This is a genomic window from Kitasatospora sp. NPDC002227, from assembly GCF_040296285.1.
Taxonomy (GTDB): Bacteria; Actinomycetota; Actinomycetes; order Streptomycetales; family Streptomycetaceae; genus Kitasatospora.
Map to the genome: position 1 here is coordinate 1 of NZ_JBEOWY010000051.1, position 23224 is coordinate 23224.

Sequence of the window (23224 nt, forward strand, 5' to 3'; positions counted from 1 at the left end):
GGCAGCGGCGGACGGCTCTGGTAGTGCCCCCGGCAGATCAGCGCGTCGGGCACCCGGCCGCTCAGGATGCGGGGGTCAGTGGAACGGCTGCTCCGGGTGGCCTCCGGCGAGGTCGTGCGGGGCGTCGGGGGCGCCCGGGGTGTCGAGCAGGCCGAGCAGACCGCCCGAGTTGAGGACGCTGGGGGCGGACGGAACGAGGCCACCGCCGAGCCCGGACGCCGCGTGGGCGCTGGGGGCGGTGAGCGAGGCCACGACCCCGGCGGCGAGGGACGCGACGGCGAGCATGCTGCGCTTCTTCATGCCCTGCCCAACGCCCGTGCCCGGCGGAGGTCACGCAGCATCTGACCGGCCCGGCGAAACCACAGCTCAGCGCCTTGCCATCGGCACTATGCACCCCAGGTCTACACTGTGTGTATAGTCAGCGGCATGTCACTGGGTCACACGATTCTCGGGCTCCTGGAGTCCCAGCCCCGCCACGGCTACGACATCAAGCGCGCCTACGACGAGCGGTTCGGCCACAGCCGGGCGCTGCCGTACGGGCAGGTCTACGCGACGCTGTCCCGGCTGCTCAAGAACGGCCTGGTCGAGGTCGCGGGCACCGAGCCCGGGGAGGGGCCGGACCGCAAGCGGTACGTCATCACCGATGCCGGGATCACCGACGTCGCACAGTGGCTGGCCCGCCCGGAGGACCCGGAGCCGTACCTGCAGAACACCCTGTACACCAAGGTCGTGCTGGCCCTGCTGACCGGCCGCCCGGCCGTCGAGGTGCTGGACACCCAGCGGGCCGAGCACCTGCGCCGGATGCGCGAGCTGACCCGCCGCAAGTCCTCCGGCGACCTCGTCGACCAGCTGGTCTGCGACCACGCACTGTTCCACCTCGAGGCGGACCTGCGCTGGCTGGAGCTCACCGCCGCCCGGCTCGACGAGCTGGCCCGGGAGGTGCACTCCTGATGATCGAAGTGATGACCGAGGAGATGACCGGGGAGCCGACCGGGGAGCCGACCGGGGAGCCGACCGTGCCCGAGGGCGCGCTGCTCACCGCCCGGGGCCTGCACAAGCGCTTCGGCCCCACCACCGCGCTCCGCGGCGCCTCACTGCACGTGATGCCCGGCGAGCTGGTCTCCGTGATGGGGGCCTCCGGCTCCGGCAAGTCCACCCTGCTGCACTGCCTGGCCGGGATAGTCCGGCCGGACGACGGGTCCGTGACCTTCCGCGGCGAGGAGCTGACCACCCTCTCGGACAGCCGCCGCAGCGCACTGCGCCGCACCGACTTCGGTTTCGTCTTCCAGTTCGGCCAGCTGGTGCCCGAGCTGTCCTGCCTGGAGAACGTCGCCCTCCCGCTGCGGCTCGGCGGCGCCCGCCGCCGCGCCGCCGAGCGGGTGGCGCTGGAGTGGCTCGACCGCCTGGAGGTCGCCGAGCTCGCCCGGCGGCGGCCCGACGAGATGTCCGGCGGCCAGGGCCAGCGGGTGGCCATCGCCCGGGCGATGGCCACCGGGCCGGCCGTCCTCTTCGCCGACGAGCCGACCGGGGCGCTCGACTCGCTGCAGAGCGAGAAGGTGATGTCGCTGCTCACCGCCGCCGCCCGGGAGCACGGCACGGCCGTCGTGCTGGTCACCCACGACCTGCGGGTGGCTGCGTACGCCGACCGCGAGGTCACCGTCCGGGACGGCCGCACGGTGCACGCCTCCTCCGCCCTGGCGGGGGCGTGGCGGTGAGCACTCCACGACGCTGGGCGGACGAACTCGCCCTCGGCACCAGGCTGGCCTTCACCGGCGGCCGGGCCGCGCTGGCCCGCACCCTGCTGACAGCCGTCGGCGTGGGCCTCGGGGTGGCGATGCTGCTGCTCGCCTCCTCCGTCCCGGTGCTCAAGCACCACCGGGACGACCGCATCCACGCCCTGCGTGACCTGCTCAACGCCTCGGCCGACGCCCCGCGCACGCCGCACAGCCTGCTGATGACCGACCTCGGCACCACCTACCACGGCCGCGAGGTGCGCGGCCGGGCCGTCCAGCCCGACGGACCTGGCGCGGTGCTGCCGCCGGGCCTGAGCCACTACCCCGCCCCGGGCGAGCTGGCCGTCTCCCCCGCGCTGGCCGAGCTGCTCACGAGCCCGGACGGGCGGCTGCTCGCCGAGCGGATCGGCCCGCACCCGGTCACGGCGCGGATCGCCCCGGCCGGGCTGGTCGGGCCGGGCGACTACTCCTTCTACCTGGGCAGCGACCGGCTCGCCCAGGACCCGGCCGCCGTACGACTCGACCACTTCGGCGAGCAGGACCCCCCGAAGCCGCTGGAGCCCGTCCTGCTGCTGCTCAGCATCGTGGGCGTGGTGATCCTGCTGACCCCGGTCGGAGTGTTCGTCGCGGCGGCCGCCCGGTTCGGCGGCGAGGCCCGCGACCGCAGGCTGGCCGCGCTGCGGCTGGTGGGCGCCGACCGGGCCGCCATCCGCCGGATCGCGGCGGGCGAGAGCCTGGCCGGGGCGCTGCTCGGGCTCGCCGTCGGCGGGGTGTTCTTCCTGGCCGGTGGTCAGTTGCTCGAGCTGGTCACCGTCGAGGGGCTGAGCGTCTTCGCCTCGGACCTGACCCCGCAGCCCGCGCTCGCCGCGCTCGCGCTCGCCGCGGTGCCGCTGCTGGCCGTCACCGTGACGCTGGCCGCCATGCGGCGGATCAACGCCGAGCCGCTGGCGGTGACCCGGGCCGGCGCGGCCCGCCGTCAGCGGTGGTTCGCCGTACGCCTGGCACTGCCCCTGCTCGGCGGCTTCCTGCTGTACCGCAACCAGGCCGATCTGGCCGACCTCGGGCGGGCCTCCGGGCTCGCCCCGCTGATCGCGGGGCTCCTGCTGCTCCTCCTGGGGACCACGGCCCTGCTGCCCGCCGTGCTCGGCACCACCGCCCGCCTGCTCGGCCGGGCCGGGCCGGTCTCCTGGCAGCTCGCGGTGCGGCGCATCCAGTGGGCGCCGCAGGCCGCCTCCCGGCCGATCGGCGGCATCGTGGTGGCCGTCTCCGGCGCGATCGCCCTGCAGGCCCTGCTCGGCGGCATCGCCACCGATCTCACCCCGCTGCGCCCGGCCGCCACCGGAGCGCCCGTGCTCAGCGCCACCTCCTTGGCCGGCGGGGCGTCGGCCGCCTCCTACGCCTCGCGGCTGCGCGGCACGCCGGGCGTGCTCGACGCCACGGGCTACCAGGAGTTCTACGTCCAGGACGGCGGGACCACCAGCCTGGCCGTGCGGGTCTCCGACTGCGCGGGGCTCCGGATCTTCGCCAAGGTGCCGGACTGCCGGGACGGCGACCTGTTCACCTCGCCGGACGCCCTGGCCCGGCTCGGCACGCGCCCGGCGCTCTCGGCGCTGTGGCCGGGCGGCGCCATGCCCGCCTGGCGGCCGCCGGTGCCGCGCGGCAGCGCCGACGCGCTCGCGCACCCGGTCCTGCCCACGCTCCTCGACCGGGGGCCCGCGCTCTACGCGACCTGGGGTGCGCTGCCGCCCGAGGTGGTGCGGCAGCAGGACGCCCGGGTGCTGGTCCACGTCGACCGGCGCGCCCCGGACGCCGTCGAGCAGATCCGCACCACGATGGCCGGGATCGACCCCCACATCCACTTCTACGACCCGGCGGCAGCCTTCACCGACAAGACCTTCCTCGGCATCCGGCGGGCGCTGACCGCCGGTGTGGCCGCCACCCTGACACTGATCGCCGCCAGCATGCTGGTCGGCCTGGTGGCTCAGCTGCGGGAGCGGCGGCGCAGCCTCGCGGTGCTGGCCGCCTTCGGCACCCGGCGGCGCACGCTCGGGGCGGCACTGCTCTGGCAGGTCCTGCTGCCGGTGGTGCTCGGCCTGGCGCTGGCGGTCGGGGCGGGGGCGGGGCTGGCCTCGGTGCTGCTGCGCTCCGCCGGGCTGCCGGTGGTGCTCGACTGGGGGCAGGCGGGGGTCATGGCGGCGGCCGGGCTGGGGGCGGTGCTGGCGCTGACGGCGCTCAGCCTGCCGGTGCTGCGGCGGGCCACCCGGGCGGCCGGGCTCCGCCACGAGTAGCGGGGGTCGGGAACCGGCCATTCTGGCACCGACGGTGGATCACCTCTTCGTGTGCGACTGAGCGCGGGTTAGGTTGGGCAGGCATCACTTGGTTGCCCCAGGCAACCTGACTCGCGCTCACGCCTCTTGGAAGGTGGCCACGATGCCGGTCAGTGTCGACAAGGACCGCTGCTGCAGCTCGGGGCAGTGCGTCCTCACCGCCCCCACCGTGTTCGACCAGAGCGACGAGGACGGCCTCGTCGTGGTCCTCCAGGCGGAGCCGCCCGCCCACCTCGCCCCCGAGGTCCGGCTCGCCGCCACCCTCTGCCCCGGTCGAGCCATCACCGTCTCCTGACCCCCAGGACGCCCTGGAGCCCCGGAAGACCTCCGAAGGAGCCCGTGCCATGCCCCCGAACGACAAGGTCCTCGTCCTCCCGGCCCCGGCCGACCGCTGTCCCTTCGATCCGCCCTCCGCCTACCAACAGGCCGCCGCCGACGGCCCGGTGACCCGCACCGAGCTGTGGGACGGCTCGCTCTGCTGGCTGGTCACCGGCCACGAGGAGGTCCGCAGCATCCTCGGCGACCAGCGCTTCAGCGCCGAACCGCACCGCCCCGGCTTCCCCTTCCTCACCCCGGGCCGGCGCCAGCTCGTGGTCGACAACCCGGTCTTCCTGCGCATGGACGACCCCGGCCACGCCCGGCTGCGGCGGATGCTGACCACCGACTTCCTGGTCAAGCGGATCGAGGAGCAGCGCCCGGCGATCCAGCGGGTCGTGGACGACACCCTGGACCGGATGCTGGCCGAGGGCGCCCCGGCCGATCTGGTCACCGAATTCGCCTTCCCCATCCCCTCGCTGGTGATCTGCCAGCTGCTCGGAGTGCCGTACGCGGACCACGAGTACTTCCAGCAGCTGAGCCGGACCCTGCTGGACACCACCGCGACCGAGGACGCGGTCTTCGGCGCCCAGCAGCAGTTGCGCACCTTCCTGACCGAACTGGCCGACCACAAGCGGCGTGTGCCCGAGGACGACATCCTCAGCCGGCTGGCCGCCCGGGAGGACCTGACCCCGGCCGAGACCGTCTCCTCCGCCCTGCTGCTGCTCGTCGCCGGTCACGAGACCACCGCCAACATGACCTCGCTCTCCACCCTCGCCCTGCTGCGCGCCCCCGAGCAGGCGGCCCGGCTTCGCTCGGGCGAGACCTCGGCATACACGGCCGTGGAGGAGCTGCTGCGCTACCTCTCGATCGTCCAGATCGGCGTGCCCCGGACGGCGACCCAGGACCTCACCCTGGGCGGCACCCGGATCCGGGCGGGCGAGGGTGTGCTCTGCATGCTCTCCACCGCCAACCGGGACGCCGCCGTCTTCCCCGGTGGCGACGAGCTCGACCTCGACCGCGACGCCCGCCGCCACCTGGCCTTCGGCTTCGGCGTCCACCAGTGCCTGGGCCAGCCGCTGGCCCGCGCCGAACTGCAGATCGCCCTACGCACGCTGTTCGTCCGGCTGCCGGGCCTGCGGCTGGCCGTGGACGAGGCCGAGCTGACCTTCCGCACGGCGATGGTGATCCACGGCCTCGACTCGCTGCCCGTCGTCTGGTGACTCCTGCCGGGCTGTGGCGGGGAGGGTCGCGAGCAGCATCAGGAGGGCGATGACGAACAGCACCGTCCGGTAGCCGGTGAGGGTGAGCAGCCCGGCGCCGGCCGCGATCGCGACGGTCTGCGGCACGGTCAGGGCGAGATTCAGTGCCGCATCCGTCCGGCCCATCAGCCCTGCCGGGGTGCGGAGTTGAACGCAGGTCAGGATGCCGACACTGATCCACGGCAGGGCGGCGCCGATCAGCACCGAGCCGGTCAGCACGGCCGAGGTGGACGGGACGGCCTGCAGCAGGAATCCGGCCCCGGCGGCGGTCAGGCCGAGGGCGACCAGCCTGTGCTCGGCGCACCGGCGCAGCAGGGCGGGCGCCGTGACTCCGGCCAGGACGGCGCCCGCGCCCTGGCCGGAGATCAGCACGCCGAGGAACGCGTCCGGCCGGTGCAGTCCTTCGCTGACCACGTCGAACAGGACGGTCTCCGAGAGTCCGAAGGCGGTGACCGCCAGCACGCCTGCCAGCATCAACCGCCGGAGCGCGACGGTGTTCCGAAGGTGGCGGGCTCCCGCGAGCAGTTCGGCGCGCCGATTCCGGCCGGGCCGCTGTTCGCGCAGCCGCAGAGCGCGCAGCGTGGCGGTGGCCACCAGGAAGGTCAGCACGTCGCCGAGGATCACCGGCACCGGGCCCACGGCGGCGAGCAGTCCGGCGCCGAGCAGTGGCGTGACCAGCCGAAGCCCGGACTTGGCGGTCTGCACCGCACTGTTGGCCGTGCCGAGGAGCTCCGGTGCGAGCACCGCCTGTTGCAGCGAGGTCTGCGCCGGGCCGATCACGGCGGCGGAGAGGCCGTAGCCGAACATCACCGCGTAGACCAGCCACACCTGGCCCGCGTCGTGCACCAGGAGCAGCGGCAGCACCAGCGCGGCGGTGCCGAGGTTGGCGGCGATCAGCAGGGGCCGCCGCCGCACCCGGTCGGCAAGCCAGCCGCCGAGCGGGGCGGCCAGGTTGCCCAGGGTGAACGCGAAGAACGCCAGACCGGCGGCCGAGGCGCTGCCGGTGAGCTGCTTGACCCAGATGCCGAGGGCGAGCCAGAGCGCCGAGTCGCCGAGGGTGGAGAGGATCTGGCCGGCGATCAGCAGCCGGGCGTCGCGGTTCGCGCGCAACCCGCCCATCAGCCGGCCGCCTCGACCGGGTAGCTGAACAGCACCAGCTCCACCGGCAGGCTTCCGGCCGGCCTGCGCTCCGGGTCGGACAGCCGGCCCCGGTAGCGGTCGAGCACTTCGCAGAGGTCGGCGATCAGCTGCTCGCCCTCCTCCGGGGTGACGTGGGCCAGGTTCTGGCTCCCGCTGGTGACGCGCCGCCAGTGCTCGGGGAACTGCGGCCGCCGGGAGCTCGCCGCCGCGGCCCGGCCCAGCCAGGTCTCCCACAGCACCTGCCCCAGGGCCTCGGCCGCCCGGTTCGTCTCCGCGTCGCCGCCCAGGTCGTCCACCCGGAAGCCGAGGTGCTTGAGCCGCCACGGCCGTCGGCGGCCGGGTGCGTCCCCGGCCTCCTCCACGAAGTCGTACTTGGCCAGCGTGCGCAGGTGGAAGGCGCAGTTGGTCGGCGACTCCCCGACCAGCTCGGCGGCCTCCGTGGCGGTCAGCGGCTCGTGCCGGCCGAGCGCCTCGAGCAGGGCCAGCCTGGTCGGGTGGGCCATCGCACGCATCGCCCTGGGGTCGGTCAGCCGCCGGGGCGGGCGGTCGGCGGCTGACGGGCGATCAGGATCGGCCGGAGCCTCTTCGAAAGACATGTTTCGAAACACTACGCTCGACAGTCTCTTCCCGACAAGACCCGGTCGGCGACACACCACCAGCCGCATACATCTCAACCGACGTGCCCGACCGTTGACCTGCAACGTCACAGAGAGCCCACATCACCGCCACATCACTCATCTCACATGTGAGATACAGTCCTCCGGTGACCGACGACTACCTTCTGCGCATCGGCAAGCTCATCCGCGACGCCCGGCAGCACCGGGGCCTGACCCAGGCCCAGCTCGGTGAGGCGCTCGGGACCAGCCAGAGCGCCGTCAACCGGATCGAGCAGGGCAGGCAGAACATCAGCCTGGAGATGATCGCCCGGATCGGCGAGGCCCTGGACAGCGAGATCGTCTCGATCGGGTACTCCGGCCCGATGCACCTGCGCGTCACCGGCGGGACCAAGCTCTCCGGCGCCATCGACGTGCGGACCAGCAAGAACGCCTGCGTGGCCCTGCTCTGCGCCTCGCTGCTGACCACCGGCCGCACCACGCTGCGCCAGGTGGCCCGGATCGAGGAGGTCTACCGCCTGCTCGAGGTGCTCTCCAGCATCGGCGTGAAGGTCCGTTGGATCAACGAGGGCAAGGACCTCGAGCTGACCCCGCCGGCCGAGCTGGACCTGGCCTCGATGGACGTCGAGGCGGCCCGCCGCACCCGCAGCGTGCTGATGTTCCTCGGCCCGCTGATGCACCGCGCCGAGCACTTCGAGATCCCGTACGCGGGCGGCTGCGAGCTCGGCACCCGTACCGTCCAGCCGCACCTGCACGCGCTGCAGCAGTACGGCCTCGAGGTCGCCACCACCAACGGCAGCTACCACGCGACCGCCGTCCCCGGGGTCTCCCCGGCCCGCCCGATCGTGCTGACCGAGCGCGGCGACACGGTGACCGAGAACGCGCTGCTCGCCGCTGCCCGGCACGACGGCGTGAGCGTCATCCGCAACGCCAGCCCGAACTACATGGTCCAGGACCTCTGCTTCTTCCTCGAACAGCTGGGCGTGCGGATCGAGGGCATCGGCACCACCACCCTGACGGTGCACGGCCTGCCCACCATCGACCGCGACGTGGACTACTCCCCCGCCGAGGACCCGGTGGAGGCGATGAGCCTGCTGGCCGCCGCCGTGGCCACCTCCTCGGAGCTGACCATCCGCCGGGTGCCGGTGGAGTTCCTGGAGATCGAGCTCGCCGTCCTGGAGCAGATGGGCCTGGACCACGACCGCTCCCCCGAGTACCCGGCCGCCAACGGCCGCACCCGGCTGACCGACCTGACGGTCCGCCCGTCCAAGCTCACCGCGCCCACCGACAAGATCCACCCGATGCCCTTCCCGGGCATCAACATCGACAACATCCCGTTCTTCGCGGTGATCGCGGCCGCCGCGCACGGCACCACCCTGATCCACGACTGGGTGTACGAGAACCGCGCGATCTACCTGACCGAGCTCACCCGCCTGGGCGCCGACGTCAAGCTGCTCGACCCGCACCGCGTGCTCGTCCAGGGCCCCACCACCCGCTGGCGCGCCGCCGAGATGATGTGCCCGCCCGCGCTGCGCCCGGCCGTGGTGATCCTGCTCGCCATGCTCGCCGCCGAGGGCGTCTCCGTGCTGCGCAACGTCTACGTCATCAACCGCGGCTACGAGGACCTCGCCGAGCGCCTCAACTCGATCGGTGCCCGGATCGAGACCTTCCGCGACATCTGATCCGGAGCATTCGAAGGCCCCCGGCGAGAGCTTGAACCCAAGGAGCCGGGGGCCTTCGTCGTACCGCGCTACTCCCAGCGCCAGCCGTTCTTGTCCTCGCAGGTGAGGACGCGGCCGGCCGCGTCGGTGCCGGTACCGCCGTGGGCGCTATTGGGGCAGTACCGCCCCCGGACTATGCAGTTGCCCTTGGAGTCGGTGGTGCAGCCGGCCGCCTGGTGGGTCGTCGGCTCGGGCTGCGGCGGCGCCTCGGTGTGCACCGGGGCCGAGCTGGGCCGGTCGGCCACCGTCGGCGCGGGGGCCGGCGCCGGGGGCGGGGTGGGGCTCGGCGACGGGGTGGGAGCGAGTGCCTGTTCCGCCGCCAGCTCGGCGGTGACGCAGGCGGACACCCACGCCGCCGGGCTGCCGTGCAGGTCGACGTGCGGCATGAGGGTGCCACCCGTCAGGGCGGCCACGCCCTGGCCGGCCGCTCCCTGACAGGCGTTCTGCCCCGGCTCGGCTCCGGCCGCGGGCCTGAGCAGGCGCGCGTACGCCTCTCCCCAGGCCTTGCCGTCGGCCGCGGCGGCCGCCGGATCCGCGGTGGCCGACGGCGAAGGGCTGACGGTCACGACGGCCGGGGCCGGGGCGACGGATGTCGAGGGGCTCGCGGTGGCGGCCACCGGGGCCGCCGTCGGCGCGGCCGGCTTCGGCGAGAAGACCGCCACCAGCCACAGGACCGAGTACAGGCCCAGCACGACGGCGGCGTAGGTCTTCACGCCCTTGGCACGCGGGCTGCGCCACAGGAACAGGAAGCCGAGCGGGGGCAGCAGGAACGCGCCGATGACCTTGAGCCAGGTCAGGCGCGGCTTGACGGGGGTGGTGGAGGGAATCACGCGGGGGATGCTAGCGGCGGCCGCCTCCGAACGGCGGCGGAACGCCCGAACCGAGTCCTCCCCGAAGGCAGTTGGTGATGCGGCGCCCTCGCACCGCGCGGGCGGGCGGCCTCCGGGAAACCCAGGCCCCGGAGGCCGCCGGGCCGGTCAGCCCTGGGTCAGGGAGTTCCAGAGCGAGACCGGGCGGTCGGGGACCGCCACGCGGTCCTCGTGGGCGCTGCCGTCCGCGATCGTGACGATGCGGTACTTGTCGCGGTGGAAGACCCAGTAGGTGCTCAGGCCGTTGATCCGCTGCTGGTCCGGCATCGGGAGGACGGTGGTGATGCGCTCGATGCCGGCGAAGCCGTCCCACTCCGAGATGCGGCGGTCGGCGCGCTCGAGGACGTCGTTGTGGCGCAGGCCGTCGGCGATGGAGATGACGCGGTAGAGCTGTTCGCCGTCCACGGTGTGGAAGGCCCAGTACCAGCTCTTGCCGTTCTGGCGCTGCATGTCCGGCACCGGCAGGACGAAGTCCAGCCGGACCACACCGGCCAGCGAGGCCCAGCGGGTGAGCGGGCCGTCGCCGCGTTCGAGCACGTCGGTGTGGGCACTGCCGTCGGCGATCGAGACCACCCGGTAGAGCTGGCGGTTGTCGACGGTGTGGAAGACCCAGTACCAGCTCTTGCCGTTGACCCGCTGCTGGTCGGGGTAGGGCAGCCAGAGGTCGACCTGGCGGACGTCCGCCAGGGTGTCCCAGTCGGTCACCGGCCGGTCGGGCTGCTCCAGCTTGTCGGTGTGGGCGCTGCCGTCGGCGATCGAGACCACCCGGAACTGCTGCTTGCCGCCGACCGTCCGGAACGCCCAGTACCAGCTCTTGCCGTCCTTGCGCTGCATGTCCGGCACCGGCAGGAAGGCGTCCACCGGCTGCCCGATCTCGGGCTCGCCCTGCAGGGGCAGCCGCCCCTCGCCGAGCGCGCGCAGCACCGTGACCGACGGCGCGAAGGCGTACACCGCACCCTCGGTGCGGACGAACTGCTGCAGGCTCATCGGCACGGCCGGGTCGCCGTCCTGGTTGTACGTGACGGTGCCGGTGGCGCCGACCATCGCGTCCGGCCCGGGCGGCTGCTTGCGGCCCGGCGGGAAGGCAGGGCTGTCGATCCAGGACTGCTGGATGAACTCGAACTGCGTCACCAGGTCGGTCTGGTAGCTGACGAAGAGCAGCCCGCGCGGCGCGTCCGGCCCGCCGGGGCCCTCTGCGGCCGGGTCGAAGGGGTGCCCGTACGGGCTGCCGCGCCGCATGATCCGGCGGCGGTCCATCACCGGGTCCTCCGGGAACGGCGCGTCGCCCGGGCGCTCCTGCAGGCCGTCGCGCGGGTTGGTCTTGCGCAGGTGCGACCAGAGCGGGGTCAGCCTGCCGTCCAGGTCGGTGGCGAAGCTGATGTCGTTGTCATTGGCGGCGACGGTGTTGAACGGGGTGTCGGCGGCCGGGCACTTGGCCACCGGGGTGCCCGAGCGCCACCGGCCGACCAGCCTGGCGGCCAGCCACTCGACGGTGGCGTCCTGCGGCACCACCTTCCTGTCCTTGAGCAGCGGCAGCTGCCGGGCCACCTGCGCCCACCAGCCGGGTACGTCCTGGGCCAGGCGCCGCACCACCTGGAACGAGCCGTTGAAGGTCCAGGGCGGCAGCTGGGTCGGCCCGCCCAGGTCGCCGCGCTCGACCTGCGGGTGGCCGGCCACGAACTCGCCGGCCGGGATCAGCCGGGTGCCCGGGTGGCCCTTGACCCACTCGGGGCGCAGGGGGTCGGGCTCGTCGAAGCCGCGTACGCCGGGCTCGCTGACGCCGTCCTTGAAGCCGAAGTGCTCCTTGCCCCGGCGGGTGCCGGGCAGGGTGGCGCAGTCCTGCTGGAATACCACCTGGACCAGGCACTGGGCGGCCGCCTCGCGCTGCTCGGTGACGGCGGCCCGCAGGTCCTCGACGGTGTCGGCGGCGACGGTGAGCACGGCGTGCACCGCCTCCTCGGTGCCGTGGTTGCCGAACACCCAGCCGCTGGGCGAGTTGGCCGGGGTGTCGTCCCCGTTGATCCTGGCCCGGGCCACCGGGCCCTGCTGGAAGGCGCCGAGCGCGGTGCCGGCCGGCGCGTCGGGGTAGGGCGGGCGGCCGGTCAGCGCGGCCAGGCCCTGGTAGGTGAAGCTGATGCCGAGCCAGGTCGCCTTGAGGCCGCTCGGGTCGCCGCCGGCGCGCTGGCGGGCCTCGCTGAAGGCCTTGTTGAAGGTGGCCACCTGCCGGGTGGTGGCGATCCGGGGGGTGAGGCGCTGCAGCCAGCTGCGCGCCTTGAGCGGGTCCTCGAAGCGGAGGAAGAGCAGGACGGTCTGGTCCTTCTTGAAGCCGGCCAGGATGTCGCCCTGGATCTCCTCGCTCTCGCGCAGCGGGAGGTCGGTGGCAGCGGGATCGGTGGCGGGGGTCGTCATGAGCGCTCCGGGGGTGGCCAAAGGTCCGCAATGACTGCGGAGGGTCACCATCACCATAAGGTACGTATACGGATCCAGCCGCCCCGGCGACCCGTCGAATCCGCCTCCGAGCCACCGTCACCCGTCCGCTGCGCAGCACAGGACAGGGAGTTGACGATCCGACGACACTGGCACCGTCCGTCGGCCCCGCTCGTCACACCGCCGACGATCATCACTCTCCGTGGTTAAACCCCCTCCCTTACGGAGCCCCATGACCCGCATGTCCTCCTCCCGGCTCACCGCGCTGGTCGCCGCCTGCGCGGCCCTCACCTCGCTCGTCCTGGCCGCGCCGAGCCGGGCCGCCGAGCCCGCCCCGGGCGACGGCGCCTACACCACCGCCCAGCTGCGGGCCGAGCTGCGCGAGGGCGAGGTGGCCGCGCTCGGGCGCGACGAGGCCGAGTACCGCGCCTTCACCCGCCTGGTGGCGCGCGGCGTGCGCCCGGGCGGGCCCGGCAACCGGGCCGTCTCGGCGCCGTACGCGCAGTCGGTGCGCACCGCGCGCCTCGCCATGCTGACCAGCACTCAGGCCGAGACCAACAAGGGCTTCGATCCGAAGATCTTCGGCCGGTTCACCAGCTACTTCCCCTCTCCCGAGTACGGCGACCACATCGCCGCGCTGCCCACCGGCAAGGTGCTGCTGTTCTCCTTCGAGCCGGTGGAGAGCGACCCGACCAAGGAGCCCGCGCCCACCCAGATCATCGGCGCCGACAACCGCGGCCGGGCCTACCTCTGGGACCCGGCCAAGGGCACCGGGACCGATGCCTTCAAGTCCGTGCCGCCCCCGGATGTGGTGCTGGACGACGGCACCGGCGTCTCCCGCCCCGCGCCGTTCTTCTGCGCCGGGCACTCCTTCCTGCCCAACGGCATGCTGGGCGTCTTCGGCGGCAACTTCGGGGGCAACTTCGGCACCGGGGCCAAGCTCTCGCTGATCTTCGACCCGGTGAAGGAGACCTGGACCCGCAACCCGGACATGTCGGTCGGCCGCTGGTACCCCTCGGTGGTGACCGGTGAGGACGGGCGGCAGCTGATCATGTCGGGCCACTCGGAGCTGGGCTGGGGCACCCCGACCCCGGTGGTCGAGCGCTTCCCCGCCAAGTCCGCCGCCGTACCGAAGGACCCGGCCGTGGTACCACTGGCGCCGGTGGACCGGTTCGGCGCCACCGCGCCCTACTCGACCGACTATCCGCAGCTCTTCAGCCTGAACGACGGGAAGATCTACGGCTTCGGGCGGACCGCGACCGAGCAGTGGCGCTTCGACCCCAAGCTGGAGACCCGCACCGACCTGCCCGCCCGGCCGGACGCCGCCCAGCGCAACTACGGTTCGGCGGTGGCGCTGCCCGGCGGCTTCCAGGGCCCGGACTCGGTACTGCTGCTCGGCGGCAACCGGGACGATCCGAAGACCTATCTCTTCTCCGGCGGGCAGTGGAGCGAGCAGAAGCCGCGGGCATTCGGCCGCACCCAGGACGACACTCTGATTCTGCCCGACGGCACCCTGTTCACCGTCAACGGCGCCTACGACATCCGCGACTACGGAAACGGGCCGCTCAATCCCAACGGCGACCTCAAGTACCGCCAGACCGAAATGCGCGACGCCCAGGGCAACTGGCGGCTCGGCCCGGTGCAGCGGCTGCCGCGCGGCTACCACTCCAACGCGGTGATCCTCGCGGACGGGCGGATCGCCGTCACCGGCGACGAGTTGCAGCAGATCGCCGACAACCCGGACATCAAGTCGGGCATGAACGGCAGCATCGAGATCTACGAGCCCTGGTACCTGAATTCCGGTGCCCGGCCGACCCTGGACTCGGCGCCCGGCACCCCGCTGCGCTACAACTCCGCCTTCACCGTCACCACCTCCACCCCGGACCGGGTGACCAGGGCGGTGCTGCTCGCACCGATCACCTCGACCCACTCGGTGGACACCAGCCAGCGGCACATCGAGCTCCAGGTCACCGGCCGCAGCGGCGGTCAGCTGACCCTGCAGACCCCGCCGGTGGCCGCCTCGGCGCCGCCCGGGTACTACATGCTCTTCCTGCTGGACGCGGCAGGCGTGCCCAGCGTCGCGAAGTGGGTGAAGCTGGAGGCCAAGGACTCCGGCGGGCAGATCGGCTGACCCGCCCACGCCGACACCCACGGCCCGGAGCTCCGGGCCGTGGGTGTACGCCGGCCGGGCTTCAACCCCGGGTGCCCGCGCCGACCTTCTCACCGCGCTGCTCCGCCCCGGTGGCGGTCTGCGCGGTTAACGCCGTGGTGGCGGCCGTGCCGGGCAGCGCCCCCCGGGGCTGGACGCAGGAGATCAGCCCCGCCGTCAGCAGCACGATGTTCTTCACCACGAACTCACCGGTCATGCTCAGCTCCCAGGGCCGGTAGTGCTGGAAGGCCTGGGCCGGCAGGAAGACCAGCACCGAGAAGGTGCCCAGCATGTGCACCACGAACAGCGGCAGCAGCCGCTGCAGGTGCCGCCCGGTGAGGAACCACAGGCCCATCACGATCTCGAGTGCGCCCAGCGCGGGCACGAACCAGCTCGGGGTCGGGAGGGGCACCGCGTCCTTGACCAGCTGGCCGACCGGCGTGACGTTGAAGAGCTTCAACGCGCCGAACCAGATGTAGACCACGCCGACCGTCCAACGCAGCACCGTCATGGCGCGCAGGCGCACCTGGCGGTGGATGGTCTGCTGCAGTCCCGTCAGAGACTGGATGTTCGCCATGGGCAACCTCCGTAGAGCGTTCGGAATCCGTCGGGCACGCCGGAAATCAGGCGGCAATTCGGATTGTGGACGTCTCGCGGAGGCGGGCCGGATCACGTGACCGAGCGGGTCGGCGATTCCGTCGGATCAATTCGCAGATCGGGGCGACTACACTCAGTCCCGATTCGACAACCGCTTCGGGCACCCGGCGGGCGGCATTCTCCACGCCCAACAGGACATTATTGTAACGGAGTTGCCACGTCCGGAAAAGGTTCGGCCGCATTCCGATCCGTTTCGGCGCCGACGCGGCCGTAGGGTTGGGGCATGAGACGCCGCTCCTCCGTACCCGCCGCACCGCTCCCGCAACGGCACGGGATCGACCCCGTGCGGGTCCGGCTGCCCTGGGAGGGGCCCTGGGCCACCGTCCGTGACCACCTGGCGGACCGCCTGCCGGTGCCCGCCGAGCTGATCGACGCGATGTTCGCCGAGCGGGCCGTGCACGGGGTCGACGGGCCGCTGGCCGTGGACGCTCCCTTCGTGCCGGGCGCCTACCTCTGGTACCACCGGGAGCTCGCGCCGGAGACTCCGGTGCCCTTCCCGCTCACCCTGGTGCACCGGGACGAGCGGATCCTCGTGGTCGACAAGCCGCACTTCCTCGCCATGACCCCGCGCGGCCGGCACATCACCGAGACGGCGCTGGCCCGGCTGCGCCGCGAGCTCGGCCTGCCGCAGCTCAGCCCCGCCCACCGGCTGGACCGGCTCACGGCGGGCCTGGCGCTGTTCGTCGTCCGCCCCGAACTGCGCGGGGCCTACCAGGGGCTGTTCCAGGAGCGCCTGGTCCGCAAGGCCTACCAGGCCGTCGCCCCCTACCGCCCCGATCTCGAGCTGCCCACCGTCGTGCGCAGCCGGATCGTCAAGGAGCGCGGCGAGCTGGCGGCCAAGGAGGTGCCGGGCGAGCCGAACAGCGAGAGCCGGGTGGAGCTGCTCGAGCACCGGGGCGGCCTCGGCCGGTACCGGCTGGAGCCGCACACCGGGCGCACCCACCAGCTGCGGCTGCATCTGGCGAGCCTGGGCGTGCCGATCCTCGGCGACCCGCTCTACCCCGAGGTGCTGCCCGAGCCCGCCCCGGACGACTTCTCCACCCCGCTCCAACTCCTCGCCGCCGAGCTGGACTTCACCGATCCGGTGACGGGTGAGGAGCTGCGGCTGCGCAGCCGGCTGACCCTCTCGGCCTGGCCGGAGCCGGCACACCGGACCCGACAAACATGAGCCATCCTCAGAAATGGCATGCACGCCACTAGCCAACCGGCCAGTAGCAGACCTACCGTCAACTCCCCGTAGTTCGACGGAGGAACCGCCATGCCCCGACGCATCCATGCGCGCATCCGCAGATCCAGACTGACCGCCACCGCCCTCGCGGCGGCCCTGCTGACCACCACCGGCCTCGCCGCCCTCCCGGCCGACGCGGCCACCGCCCGGGCGGCCGCCGCCGACTACTGCGGCGGCCGCTGCTCGGACATCCTGCCGCCCGGCGAGAACGGCAACGCCACCCTGGCCGACATCCTGGGCAACAAGATGTTCGGCACCCGGCCGGCCCACACCGACGACCAGCTCGGCCCCTACGCCGCCCTGGCCTCCGCCTACCCGTCCCTGACGGACACTCAGCTGAACAGCTTCTTCAACAACGCCTCCTTCGGCGTTCCCGCCGACCAGGTGGCCAGCACCAGCTCGCCGCGCTCGGACGTGACCATCGTCCGTGACAAGGCCACCGGCGTGCCGCACATCACCGGCACCACCCGCTCGGGCACCGAGTTCGGCGCGGGCTACGCCGCCGCACAGGACCGGCTCTGGCTGATGGACCTCTTCCGGCACGTCGGCCGCGGCCAGCTCTCCGGCTTCGCGGGCGGCGCCGCCGCCAACCGCGCGCTGGAACAGAGCTTCTGGCAGGCCGCGCCGTACACCGAGGCCGAACTGCAGAGCCAGATCGACGCCATCTCGAACCAGGGCGACCGCGCCCGGCAGGCGCTCGCGGACGCGCAGTCCTACCTGGACGGCATCAACCAGTACATCCGGGAGTCCTACAACGGCCGGTACTTCCCCGGCGAGTACGACCTGACCGGGCACATCAACCCGATCACCAACGCGGGCGGGATCGACCAGTTCAAGCTCACCGACCTGGTCGCCCTGGCCTCCGTGGTCGGCGCCCTGTTCGGCGCCGGTGGCGGTGGCGAACTCGCCTCCGCCCAGGTCAAGCTGGCCGCCGAGGCCCGCTACGGCAAGGACACCGGGGACGCGGTGTGGAAGTCCCTGCGCGAGGCGGACGACCCGGAGGCGGTGCAGACCCTGCACGACGGGCAGCAGTTCCCGTACGCCACCGTGCCGGACGACCCGCAGGGCGTGGCCATGCCCGACCCGGGCTCGGTGGTGCCCGAGAAGCTGGTCTACGACGCCACCGGCTCGGCCTCGCTGAAGACCACCAAGGCCCCCGGCGTGCTGCCCGGCAACCTGCTCACCGCCAAGCACGGCATGTCCAACGCCCTGGTGGTGGGCGGCGCCCACACCGCCGACGGGCATCCGGTGGCCGTGTTCGGCCCGCAGACCGGGTACTTCGCCCCGCAGCTGCTGATGCTCGAGGAGCTGCAGGGCCCGGGCATCAGCGCGCGCGGCGCCGCCTTCGCCGGGCTCAGCTTCTACGTGCAGCTCGGGCGCGGCGCCGACTACGCCTGGAGTGCCACCTCGGCCGGGCAGGACATCACCGACACCTACGCGGTGCCGCTGTGCACCACGGACGGCTCGCCCGTCACCCTGGCCGCCAACTCCTACCTCTGGCACGGTGCTTGCACCCCCTTCGACAAGCTGGTGCGGCAGGACTCCTGGAGCCCGACCACGGCCGACTCCACCCCCGCTGGCTCCTACTCGCTGGTGATGTACCGCTCCGACTACGGCCTGGTGCAGGCGCGCGGCACCGTCGGCGGGCAGCCCGTCGCCTTCACCTCGCTGCGCTCCACCTACCGGCACGAGGCGGACTCGATCATCGGCTTCCAGATGCTCAACGACCCGGGTGCGGTGCACGACCCGGCGGGCTTCCAGCAGGCGGCGCAGAACATCAACTACACCTTCAACTGGTTCTACGCCGACTCCGCCCACATCGCGTACTACAACTCCGGCAACAACCCCGTGCGCGCCCCGGGCGTGGACGCCGGCCTGCCGACCTGGGGTCAACCTGCTTACGAATGGCAGGGGTTGAACCCCGCGAACAACACCGCGCAGTACACCCCGCCGGCCGAGCACCCGCAGTCGGTGGACCAGGACTACTACATCTCCTGGAACAACAAGCAGGCCGCCAAGTTCACCTCGGCCGGCTTCGGCGAGGGCTCGGTGCACCGCGGCAACCTGCTCGACGACCGGGTGAAGGACCTGCTGGCCGGCAGCGCCAAGGTCACCCGCGCCACCCTGACCCAGGCGATGGAGAGCGCGGCCCTGGCCGACCTGCGCGGTGAGGACGTGCTGCCCGACATCCTCCGGGTGATCCGCACCGCCCCCGTCACCGATCCCAAACTGGCCGCCGCCGTCCAGCAGTTGGCCAACTGGCAGTCGGCCGGCTCGCAGCGCCGGGAGACCTCGGCGGGCAGCCACGGCTACGCCGACGCGGACGCCATCCGCACCATGGACGCCTGGTGGCCGCTGCTGGCCGACGGCATCTTCCGCCCGGGCCTGGGCGACCAGCTGTTCGGCGCGCTGACCGGCGCGGTGCAGATCAACGAATCCCCCTCGGGCGGCCAGACCGGGCCGACCAGCGGCGGGGTGAGCGCCAACGAGTCGATCCCGCACAAGGGTTCCTCCTTCCAGTACGGCTGGTGGAGCTATGTCGACAAGGACCTGCGCTCGGTGCTCGGCGACCACGTCGCCGGCCCGCTGGCCCAGCCGTACTGCGGCGGCGGTGACCTCGCGGCCTGCCGCTCGGTGCTCCTCGCCACCCTCGGCCAGGCCCTCGCCCAGGCCCCGGCCCAGGTCTACCCCGGGGACGACGGCGGCTGCTCGGCCGGTGACCAGTGGTGCGCCGACACCATCGTCCAGCGCCCGCTCGGCGGGGTGACCGACAACCGCACCACCTGGCAGAACCGGCCGACCTACCAGCAGGTGGTCTCCTTCCTCAGCCACCGGTGAGGTTCTGCGGCGGCCCGACCTGACACGGTCGGGCCGCCGTGGCCAACATCACCCTGCGCTACCGCCCACCTACGGTGGCGTAGGTCACTTCAAACAGTGAACTATTCAGGTCATGGCTGACCACCAGGAGATATTTGCCCCACGTTCCTACGCCGCCCTCGGCGACAGCTTCACCGAGGGACTCAACGACCCCGGCCCGAACGGCCAGTACGCGGGCTGGGCCGACCGGCTCGCCGCCCTGCTCGCCGAGCGCCGGCCGGACGGCGACTTCCGCTATGCCAACCTCGCCGTGCGCGGCCGTCTGCTCGACCAGATCGTCGCCGAACAGGTTCCCCAGATCAGGGAGTTGCAGCCCGAGCTGGTGACCTTCTGTGCCGGCGGCAACGACATCCTGCGCCCGGGCAGCGACCCGGACGAGGTCGCCGAGCGCTTCGAGGCGGCCGTCCTGCAGCTGCAGCAGCACGCCGGTACGGTGCTCGTCGCCACCGGCTTCGACACCCGCGGCGTGCCGGTGCTCGGCCTGCTGCGCGGCAAGATCGCCACCTACAACGGCCACCTGCGGGCCGTCGCCGACCGCACCGGCTGCGTCGTCGCCGACCTCTGGGCACTCAAGTCGGTCCACGACCGGCGGGCCTGGAGCGAGGACCGGCTGCACCTCTCCCCCGAGGGCCACCAGCGCGTCGCCCTGCTCGCCGCCCGCTCGCTGGGCCTCGAGCTCGACCAGGACCCGGAGGCCCCCTGGCCGGCCCAGGCCGGGCAGACCCCGGCCGATGCCCGCCGGGAGAACCTCCAGTGGGCCCGCGAGTACCTGATCCCCTGGGTCGGCCGCCGCCTGCGCGGCGAGTCCTCCGGCGACCACATGGAGGCCAAGCGGCCGGACCTGCAGCCCCTCTGAGCAGCCTGCCGGGGTGGGCGGGCCCACCCCGGCGGCGCTCAGCCGTCGTTGCCCAGCTTCAGCACCTGCGCGGCCGCCTGCCCGGCGGCGTCGGCGCCGTAGCCCGCGCCGGTCACCTCGACGGCCACCGCCAGGTCGCCGCGGTAGGCGATGAACCAGCTGTTCGACTTCTGTCCGTCCACCTCGGCGGTGCCGGTCTTGGCGCCGACCTGGCCGCCGAGGCCGGCCATCGGCTTGGCGGCCGTGCCCTCCGCGGCGGCCTTGGCCATCATCGTCCGCAGGGAGCGCGCCACCTCCTCGGGCAGGCGGCCCGTCGCGGTGGCCCGGTCGGTGCCCTCCACCAGGAACGGCTGCCGGAAGCCGCCGCTCTGCACGGTGGCCGCCACCGAGGCCATCGCCAGGGTGTTGGCCCGGATCGAGCCCTGTCCGATGTACTCGGCCGCCTGGTCGTCCGTGTCCGCCGGCGTGGGGATCTTGGCATCGAAGGCCGGCAGGCCGGTGTGCCACTCCAGGCCGAGGCCGAACTGCTCCAGGGCGACCTGGGCCAGCGTGCCCGGGGTGAGCTTCGCCAGCCCCTGCTGGATGAAGGCGGTGTTGCAGGACTGCGCGAAGTCGTCCGCCAGGGTGTAGCCGGGGTGATCGCCGCGCTCGTCGTTGTGCCACTGGCGCGGGGAGCTCACCGTGTCCGGGCAGGGCGCCGGGCTGTCCGGGGTGAGGCCCTTCTCGAGCAGCGCGGCCGCCGTCACCACCTTCATGGTGGAGCCCGGCGCGATGGTGGCGCCGAACGCCTGGTTGAACCCGGCCGGCGCACTGGCCACCGCCAGGATCCGCCCGCTGCTCGGCTCGACCGCCACCAGCGAGCCGGCCCGCCCGTCCGACGTCTGCGCGGCCAGCGCCGCCTCGGCGGCCTGCTGAAGCTCCGCGTCCAGGGTCACCTTGAGCTGCGCGCCGGTCGGCTCGCCGAGCACGAACATCGGCTCGTCCGGCCGCCCGGGCCGGGTGAGCACCACCGCCCGGCCCGGCAGCTCGCCGGTGCCGGCGTCACCGCTCTTCACCCCGGCCAGCAGGGACTTGACGGCCGAGGAGCCGTCGAAGTCCTTGCCGTTCCGGTCGACCAGCCGGCCCGCCGGGGCCGGCACCGGCGCGACGGCGATCGTGGCGTCCTCGTCCAGCTTCGGGTGGAGCACCTTCGAGGTCCAGTGCACGGCCGTCCGCCCGTCAGGGGTGCGCACCAGGCCCAGGACGCCGTCGTACTCCCAGGCCTGGTCCGTGCCGTCGAACCGCAGCCGGGCGTGGAAGCCGACCCCGGCCGTGCCCTGGCCCGGCGACGGCACCGGGCCGGTCGCCGTGAAGGCCGTCTCCTTCGCCTTGAGCCCCTGCTGGAACGAGCTCAGCGCCCGGCCGGCCAACTCCTGGCGGTCCGTCAGCGCGGCCGCCGCGGCCATGTCCCCGCGCCCCCAGGCGTCGAGGAACTGCTTGGCCGCGCCGGCCGCCTGCTCGGCGCTCGGCGGCGTGGTGACGGACGGCGCCGGCGCGGCCGCCAGGGGCGACGTGCCCTTCGACCCGCTCATGATCGCGTGCGTGAGGTTGTACGCGCCGTACCCGCCGACGCTCAGCATGCCGACCACCACCACGGCGACCGTCACCCGCAGCGCCCGCCGCCCCCGCCGCACCGGCTCTCCGAGGCTCTCCTCCTCGGACCAGTGCTCGCCCTCGTACCCGTACTCGCCCATTCCCGCCCCCCGTGCCGGCCCGGCCGGCCGCCTCGGCCCGCTGTCGCCGCAGTCATCTTCCCTGCTGGGCCCTCGGGTGTCATGAGTACACGTACTCATGCATCAGCTCTTCGGGAGGCCCCTGACGAACACCAGCGCGTCCAGATCGGCCAGGTGGGCGGGGTCGAGCGGGGCGTAGCCGAACCAGGGCGACTCCCGGGGCGCGGGGAGCGCGTCGCCGAGCGCGGCGGCCAGCTGCCGGGCCTCGACCAGGCAGCTGTCCTGCGGCAGCGCGTGCAGCAGCCCCTCGACGGTGCCCGGCGGCGGGGTGTCCACGCCCTGGTGCCGGATCGTGCCGAGGGCGGTCGCCACGAAGGCGTACTCCGCGCCGAGCCGGGCACTCACCAGCGCGCCGGCGCTCCACCACTCCACCCGGCCCTGCCACATCCGCATGGAGCTCTTCTGCCGTTGCAGGTGGGAGTTGTGGGCGTGCACCAGGGTCGGGCCGTGTGCCGCGAGGGCGAGCAGGTTGTGAGCCATCATCAAGTCCCGCAGGGCGCACAGCTTGGTCATCCGGGCGGGTGAGGGGTCGGTCATCGCGTGGTGGTAGCGCAGCAGACCGGTCGCCACCCGGGCGTACAGGTCCGCCCGCTCCCGGCCGTCCTCGCCCGACGGCGGCGCCTGGGCCTCCAGCAGTGCCGCCAACTCGTCGGCGAGCAAGCGTAGTTGCGCGGCCTCGGCGGAGCGGCCGACGGACCGGGCCGGGTCCAGCATGGCGGCGGGGTCGGTCCACCGCTCGTCCGGGCCGAGCAGTCGGTCGAGGGTCTGTGCCGTGCAGGGGAGCAGCTCCGGGTCGATCCGGGCCGCGAGGTGGGCGTGCAGGGCGGTGAGGGCCTGGCGCGGGCTCGCGGCGGCGGCGATCTCCAACGGGCCGTCGAATCCCGCGAAGCGGACCTGCTCCGGCGCGGGCCGGCCGTCGTTGTGCTCGCGCATCCAGCGCACCAGCTCGCGGTTGGCCGCACTGGCGCCCCAGCCGTGGCTGAACCCCTTCGCCATGACCTCGTCCAGCGTGCCGGTGCCGGTGGTGACGTACGCGTCCACCAGCAGGCCGGCCAGGCAGTCGCTCTCGATCGCGATGGCGCGGTAGCCCTCCTGCTCCACGAGCTGCCGGAACAGCTCGTTGCGCAGGTCGAGCAGGGAGTCCTCCCCGTGGGTGGGCTCGCCGAGGGCGAGCAGCCGGGGCCGGGACGGGAGGAGGCGCAGCAGGGCGGTGGCTTCGACGGGACGGGCGGTGTGCTTGATGTCGGTCGTCATACCTTCAACGCTATCGTTGAACC

18 protein-coding genes are annotated in these 23224 nt (G+C 73.1%); 10 read left to right on the forward strand and 8 right to left on the reverse strand.

Going from position 1 to position 23224, the window contains the following annotated elements; all coding sequences use genetic code 11:
* Positions 1-75: 75 nt before the first annotated feature.
* Positions 76-300 (reverse strand): hypothetical protein, encoded by a 225-nt coding sequence (locus ABT095_RS31485; RefSeq protein WP_350532969.1) that lies wholly within the window; start codon positions 298-300, stop codon positions 76-78.
* A 126-nt stretch (positions 301-426) separates the two neighbouring features.
* On the opposite strand from ABT095_RS31485, the gene ABT095_RS31490 reads away from it, so the two are divergent.
* The 5 genes from ABT095_RS31490 to ABT095_RS31510 all read left to right on the forward strand — a co-directional run bounded on the left by ABT095_RS31490 (position 427) and on the right by ABT095_RS31510 (position 5598).
* Positions 427-951: a PadR family transcriptional regulator gene (locus ABT095_RS31490; protein WP_350532970.1), complete on the forward strand. Its 525-nt coding sequence runs from the start codon at positions 427-429 to the stop codon at positions 949-951.
* A gap of 23 nt (positions 952-974) precedes the next feature.
* On the forward strand, positions 975-1715 hold the full coding sequence (locus ABT095_RS31495; protein WP_350533015.1) for an ABC transporter ATP-binding protein: 741 nt from the start codon (positions 975-977) through the stop codon (positions 1713-1715).
* Complete coding sequence (locus ABT095_RS31500) at positions 1712-4021, forward strand: FtsX-like permease family protein (protein ID WP_350532971.1); 2310 nt, start codon at positions 1712-1714, stop codon at positions 4019-4021. Before ABT095_RS31495 ends, ABT095_RS31500 begins: the two co-directional genes overlap by 4 nt.
* Before the next feature lie 142 nt (positions 4022-4163).
* Entirely contained in the window at positions 4164-4355 is a 192-nt protein-coding gene (locus tag ABT095_RS31505; protein ID WP_350532972.1) for a ferredoxin, read from the forward strand.
* A gap of 49 nt (positions 4356-4404) precedes the next feature.
* The gene (locus tag ABT095_RS31510) at positions 4405-5598 is read left to right on the forward strand and encodes a cytochrome P450 (protein WP_350532973.1); all 1194 of its coding nucleotides are present in this window, start codon (positions 4405-4407) and stop codon (positions 5596-5598) included.
* Here ABT095_RS31510 and ABT095_RS31515 read toward each other — a convergent pair.
* Both ABT095_RS31515 and ABT095_RS31520 read right to left on the reverse strand, forming a co-directional pair.
* Positions 5482-6756, reverse strand: a complete 1275-nt coding sequence (locus tag ABT095_RS31515; RefSeq protein ID WP_350532974.1) for an MFS transporter — start codon at positions 6754-6756, stop codon at positions 5482-5484. The genes ABT095_RS31510 and ABT095_RS31515 overlap by 117 nt on opposite strands.
* Positions 6756-7373: a helix-turn-helix domain-containing protein gene (locus ABT095_RS31520; protein ID WP_350532975.1), complete on the reverse strand. Its 618-nt coding sequence runs from the start codon at positions 7371-7373 to the stop codon at positions 6756-6758. The genes ABT095_RS31515 and ABT095_RS31520 overlap by 1 nt, the downstream gene beginning before the upstream one ends.
* 167 nt (positions 7374-7540) lie before the next feature.
* On the opposite strand from ABT095_RS31520, the gene ABT095_RS31525 reads away from it, so the two are divergent.
* Positions 7541-9073 carry a helix-turn-helix domain-containing protein gene (locus ABT095_RS31525; protein WP_350532976.1) on the forward strand — a complete coding sequence of 511 codons (1533 nt, stop codon included), beginning with the start codon at positions 7541-7543 and terminating at the stop codon, positions 9071-9073.
* 68 nt (positions 9074-9141) lie between these two features.
* On the opposite strand, the gene ABT095_RS31530 is transcribed toward ABT095_RS31525, so the two are convergent.
* Positions 9142-9942 (reverse strand): hypothetical protein, encoded by an 801-nt coding sequence (locus tag ABT095_RS31530; RefSeq protein WP_350532977.1) that lies wholly within the window; start codon positions 9940-9942, stop codon positions 9142-9144.
* A 147-nt stretch (positions 9943-10089) separates the two neighbouring features.
* Positions 10090-12390, reverse strand: coding sequence for a Dyp-type peroxidase (locus ABT095_RS31535; RefSeq protein WP_350532978.1), 2301 nt, complete (start codon positions 12388-12390; stop codon positions 10090-10092).
* Positions 12391-12640: 250 nt separating this feature from the next.
* Between ABT095_RS31535 and ABT095_RS31540 the strand changes: the two genes are divergently transcribed.
* Positions 12641-14539, forward strand: a complete 1899-nt coding sequence (locus ABT095_RS31540; RefSeq protein WP_350532979.1) for a galactose oxidase early set domain-containing protein — start codon at positions 12641-12643, stop codon at positions 14537-14539.
* Between the two features lie 61 nt (positions 14540-14600).
* Here ABT095_RS31540 and ABT095_RS31545 read toward each other — a convergent pair whose 3' ends face one another.
* Positions 14601-15134 carry a DoxX family membrane protein gene (locus ABT095_RS31545; protein WP_350532980.1) on the reverse strand — a complete coding sequence of 178 codons (534 nt, stop codon included), beginning with the start codon at positions 15132-15134 and terminating at the stop codon, positions 14601-14603.
* Positions 15135-15437: 303 nt separating this feature from the next.
* Between ABT095_RS31545 and ABT095_RS31550 the strand changes: the two genes are divergently transcribed.
* The 3 genes from ABT095_RS31550 (at position 15438) to ABT095_RS31560 (ending at position 20175) form a co-directional block, all read left to right on the forward strand.
* Positions 15438-16382 carry an RluA family pseudouridine synthase gene (locus ABT095_RS31550; RefSeq protein WP_350532981.1) on the forward strand — a complete coding sequence of 315 codons (945 nt, stop codon included), beginning with the start codon at positions 15438-15440 and terminating at the stop codon, positions 16380-16382.
* Between the two features lie 90 nt (positions 16383-16472).
* A complete protein-coding gene (locus ABT095_RS31555) occupies positions 16473-19280 on the forward strand; it encodes a penicillin acylase family protein (RefSeq protein ID WP_350532982.1) in 2808 nt (935 codons plus the stop codon).
* 112 nt (positions 19281-19392) lie between these two features.
* Positions 19393-20175 carry an SGNH/GDSL hydrolase family protein gene (locus ABT095_RS31560; protein WP_350532983.1) on the forward strand — a complete coding sequence of 261 codons (783 nt, stop codon included), beginning with the start codon at positions 19393-19395 and terminating at the stop codon, positions 20173-20175.
* A 38-nt stretch (positions 20176-20213) separates the two neighbouring features.
* Here ABT095_RS31560 and ABT095_RS31565 read toward each other — a convergent pair whose 3' ends face one another.
* Positions 20214-21908 carry a penicillin-binding transpeptidase domain-containing protein gene (locus tag ABT095_RS31565; protein ID WP_350532984.1) on the reverse strand — a complete coding sequence of 565 codons (1695 nt, stop codon included), beginning with the start codon at positions 21906-21908 and terminating at the stop codon, positions 20214-20216.
* A gap of 102 nt (positions 21909-22010) precedes the next feature.
* Positions 22011-23201 (reverse strand): erythromycin esterase family protein, encoded by a 1191-nt coding sequence (locus tag ABT095_RS31570; RefSeq protein ID WP_350532985.1) that lies wholly within the window; start codon positions 23199-23201, stop codon positions 22011-22013.
* Between the last annotated feature and the right edge of the window lie 23 nt (positions 23202-23224).

Bases quoted from the DNA above. Each gene is read 5' to 3' on its own strand.
- ABT095_RS31565 (WP_350532984.1), bottom strand. From the start codon at position 21,908: ATGGGCGAGTACGGGTACGAGGGCGAGCACTGGTCCGAGGAGGAGAGC.
- ABT095_RS31540 (WP_350532979.1), top strand. From the start codon at position 12,641: ATGACCCGCATGTCCTCCTCCCGGCTCACCGCGCTGGTCGCCGCCTGC.
- ABT095_RS31485 (WP_350532969.1), bottom strand. From the start codon at position 300: ATGAAGAAGCGCAGCATGCTCGCCGTCGCGTCCCTCGCCGCCGGGGTC.
- ABT095_RS31570 (WP_350532985.1), bottom strand. From the start codon at position 23,201: ATGACGACCGACATCAAGCACACCGCCCGTCCCGTCGAAGCCACCGCC.
- ABT095_RS31555 (WP_350532982.1), top strand. From the start codon at position 16,473: ATGCCCCGACGCATCCATGCGCGCATCCGCAGATCCAGACTGACCGCC.
- ABT095_RS31490 (WP_350532970.1), top strand. From the start codon at position 427: ATGTCACTGGGTCACACGATTCTCGGGCTCCTGGAGTCCCAGCCCCGC.
- ABT095_RS31515 (WP_350532974.1), bottom strand. From the start codon at position 6,756: ATGGGCGGGTTGCGCGCGAACCGCGACGCCCGGCTGCTGATCGCCGGC.
- ABT095_RS31535 (WP_350532978.1), bottom strand. From the start codon at position 12,390: ATGACGACCCCCGCCACCGATCCCGCTGCCACCGACCTCCCGCTGCGC.
- ABT095_RS31505 (WP_350532972.1), top strand. From the start codon at position 4,164: ATGCCGGTCAGTGTCGACAAGGACCGCTGCTGCAGCTCGGGGCAGTGC.
- ABT095_RS31510 (WP_350532973.1), top strand. From the start codon at position 4,405: ATGCCCCCGAACGACAAGGTCCTCGTCCTCCCGGCCCCGGCCGACCGC.
- ABT095_RS31550 (WP_350532981.1), top strand. From the start codon at position 15,438: ATGAGACGCCGCTCCTCCGTACCCGCCGCACCGCTCCCGCAACGGCAC.
- ABT095_RS31495 (WP_350533015.1), top strand. From the start codon at position 975: ATGACCGGGGAGCCGACCGGGGAGCCGACCGGGGAGCCGACCGTGCCC.
- ABT095_RS31545 (WP_350532980.1), bottom strand. From the start codon at position 15,134: ATGGCGAACATCCAGTCTCTGACGGGACTGCAGCAGACCATCCACCGC.
- ABT095_RS31520 (WP_350532975.1), bottom strand. From the start codon at position 7,373: ATGTCTTTCGAAGAGGCTCCGGCCGATCCTGATCGCCCGTCAGCCGCC.
- ABT095_RS31560 (WP_350532983.1), top strand. From the start codon at position 19,393: ATGGCTGACCACCAGGAGATATTTGCCCCACGTTCCTACGCCGCCCTC.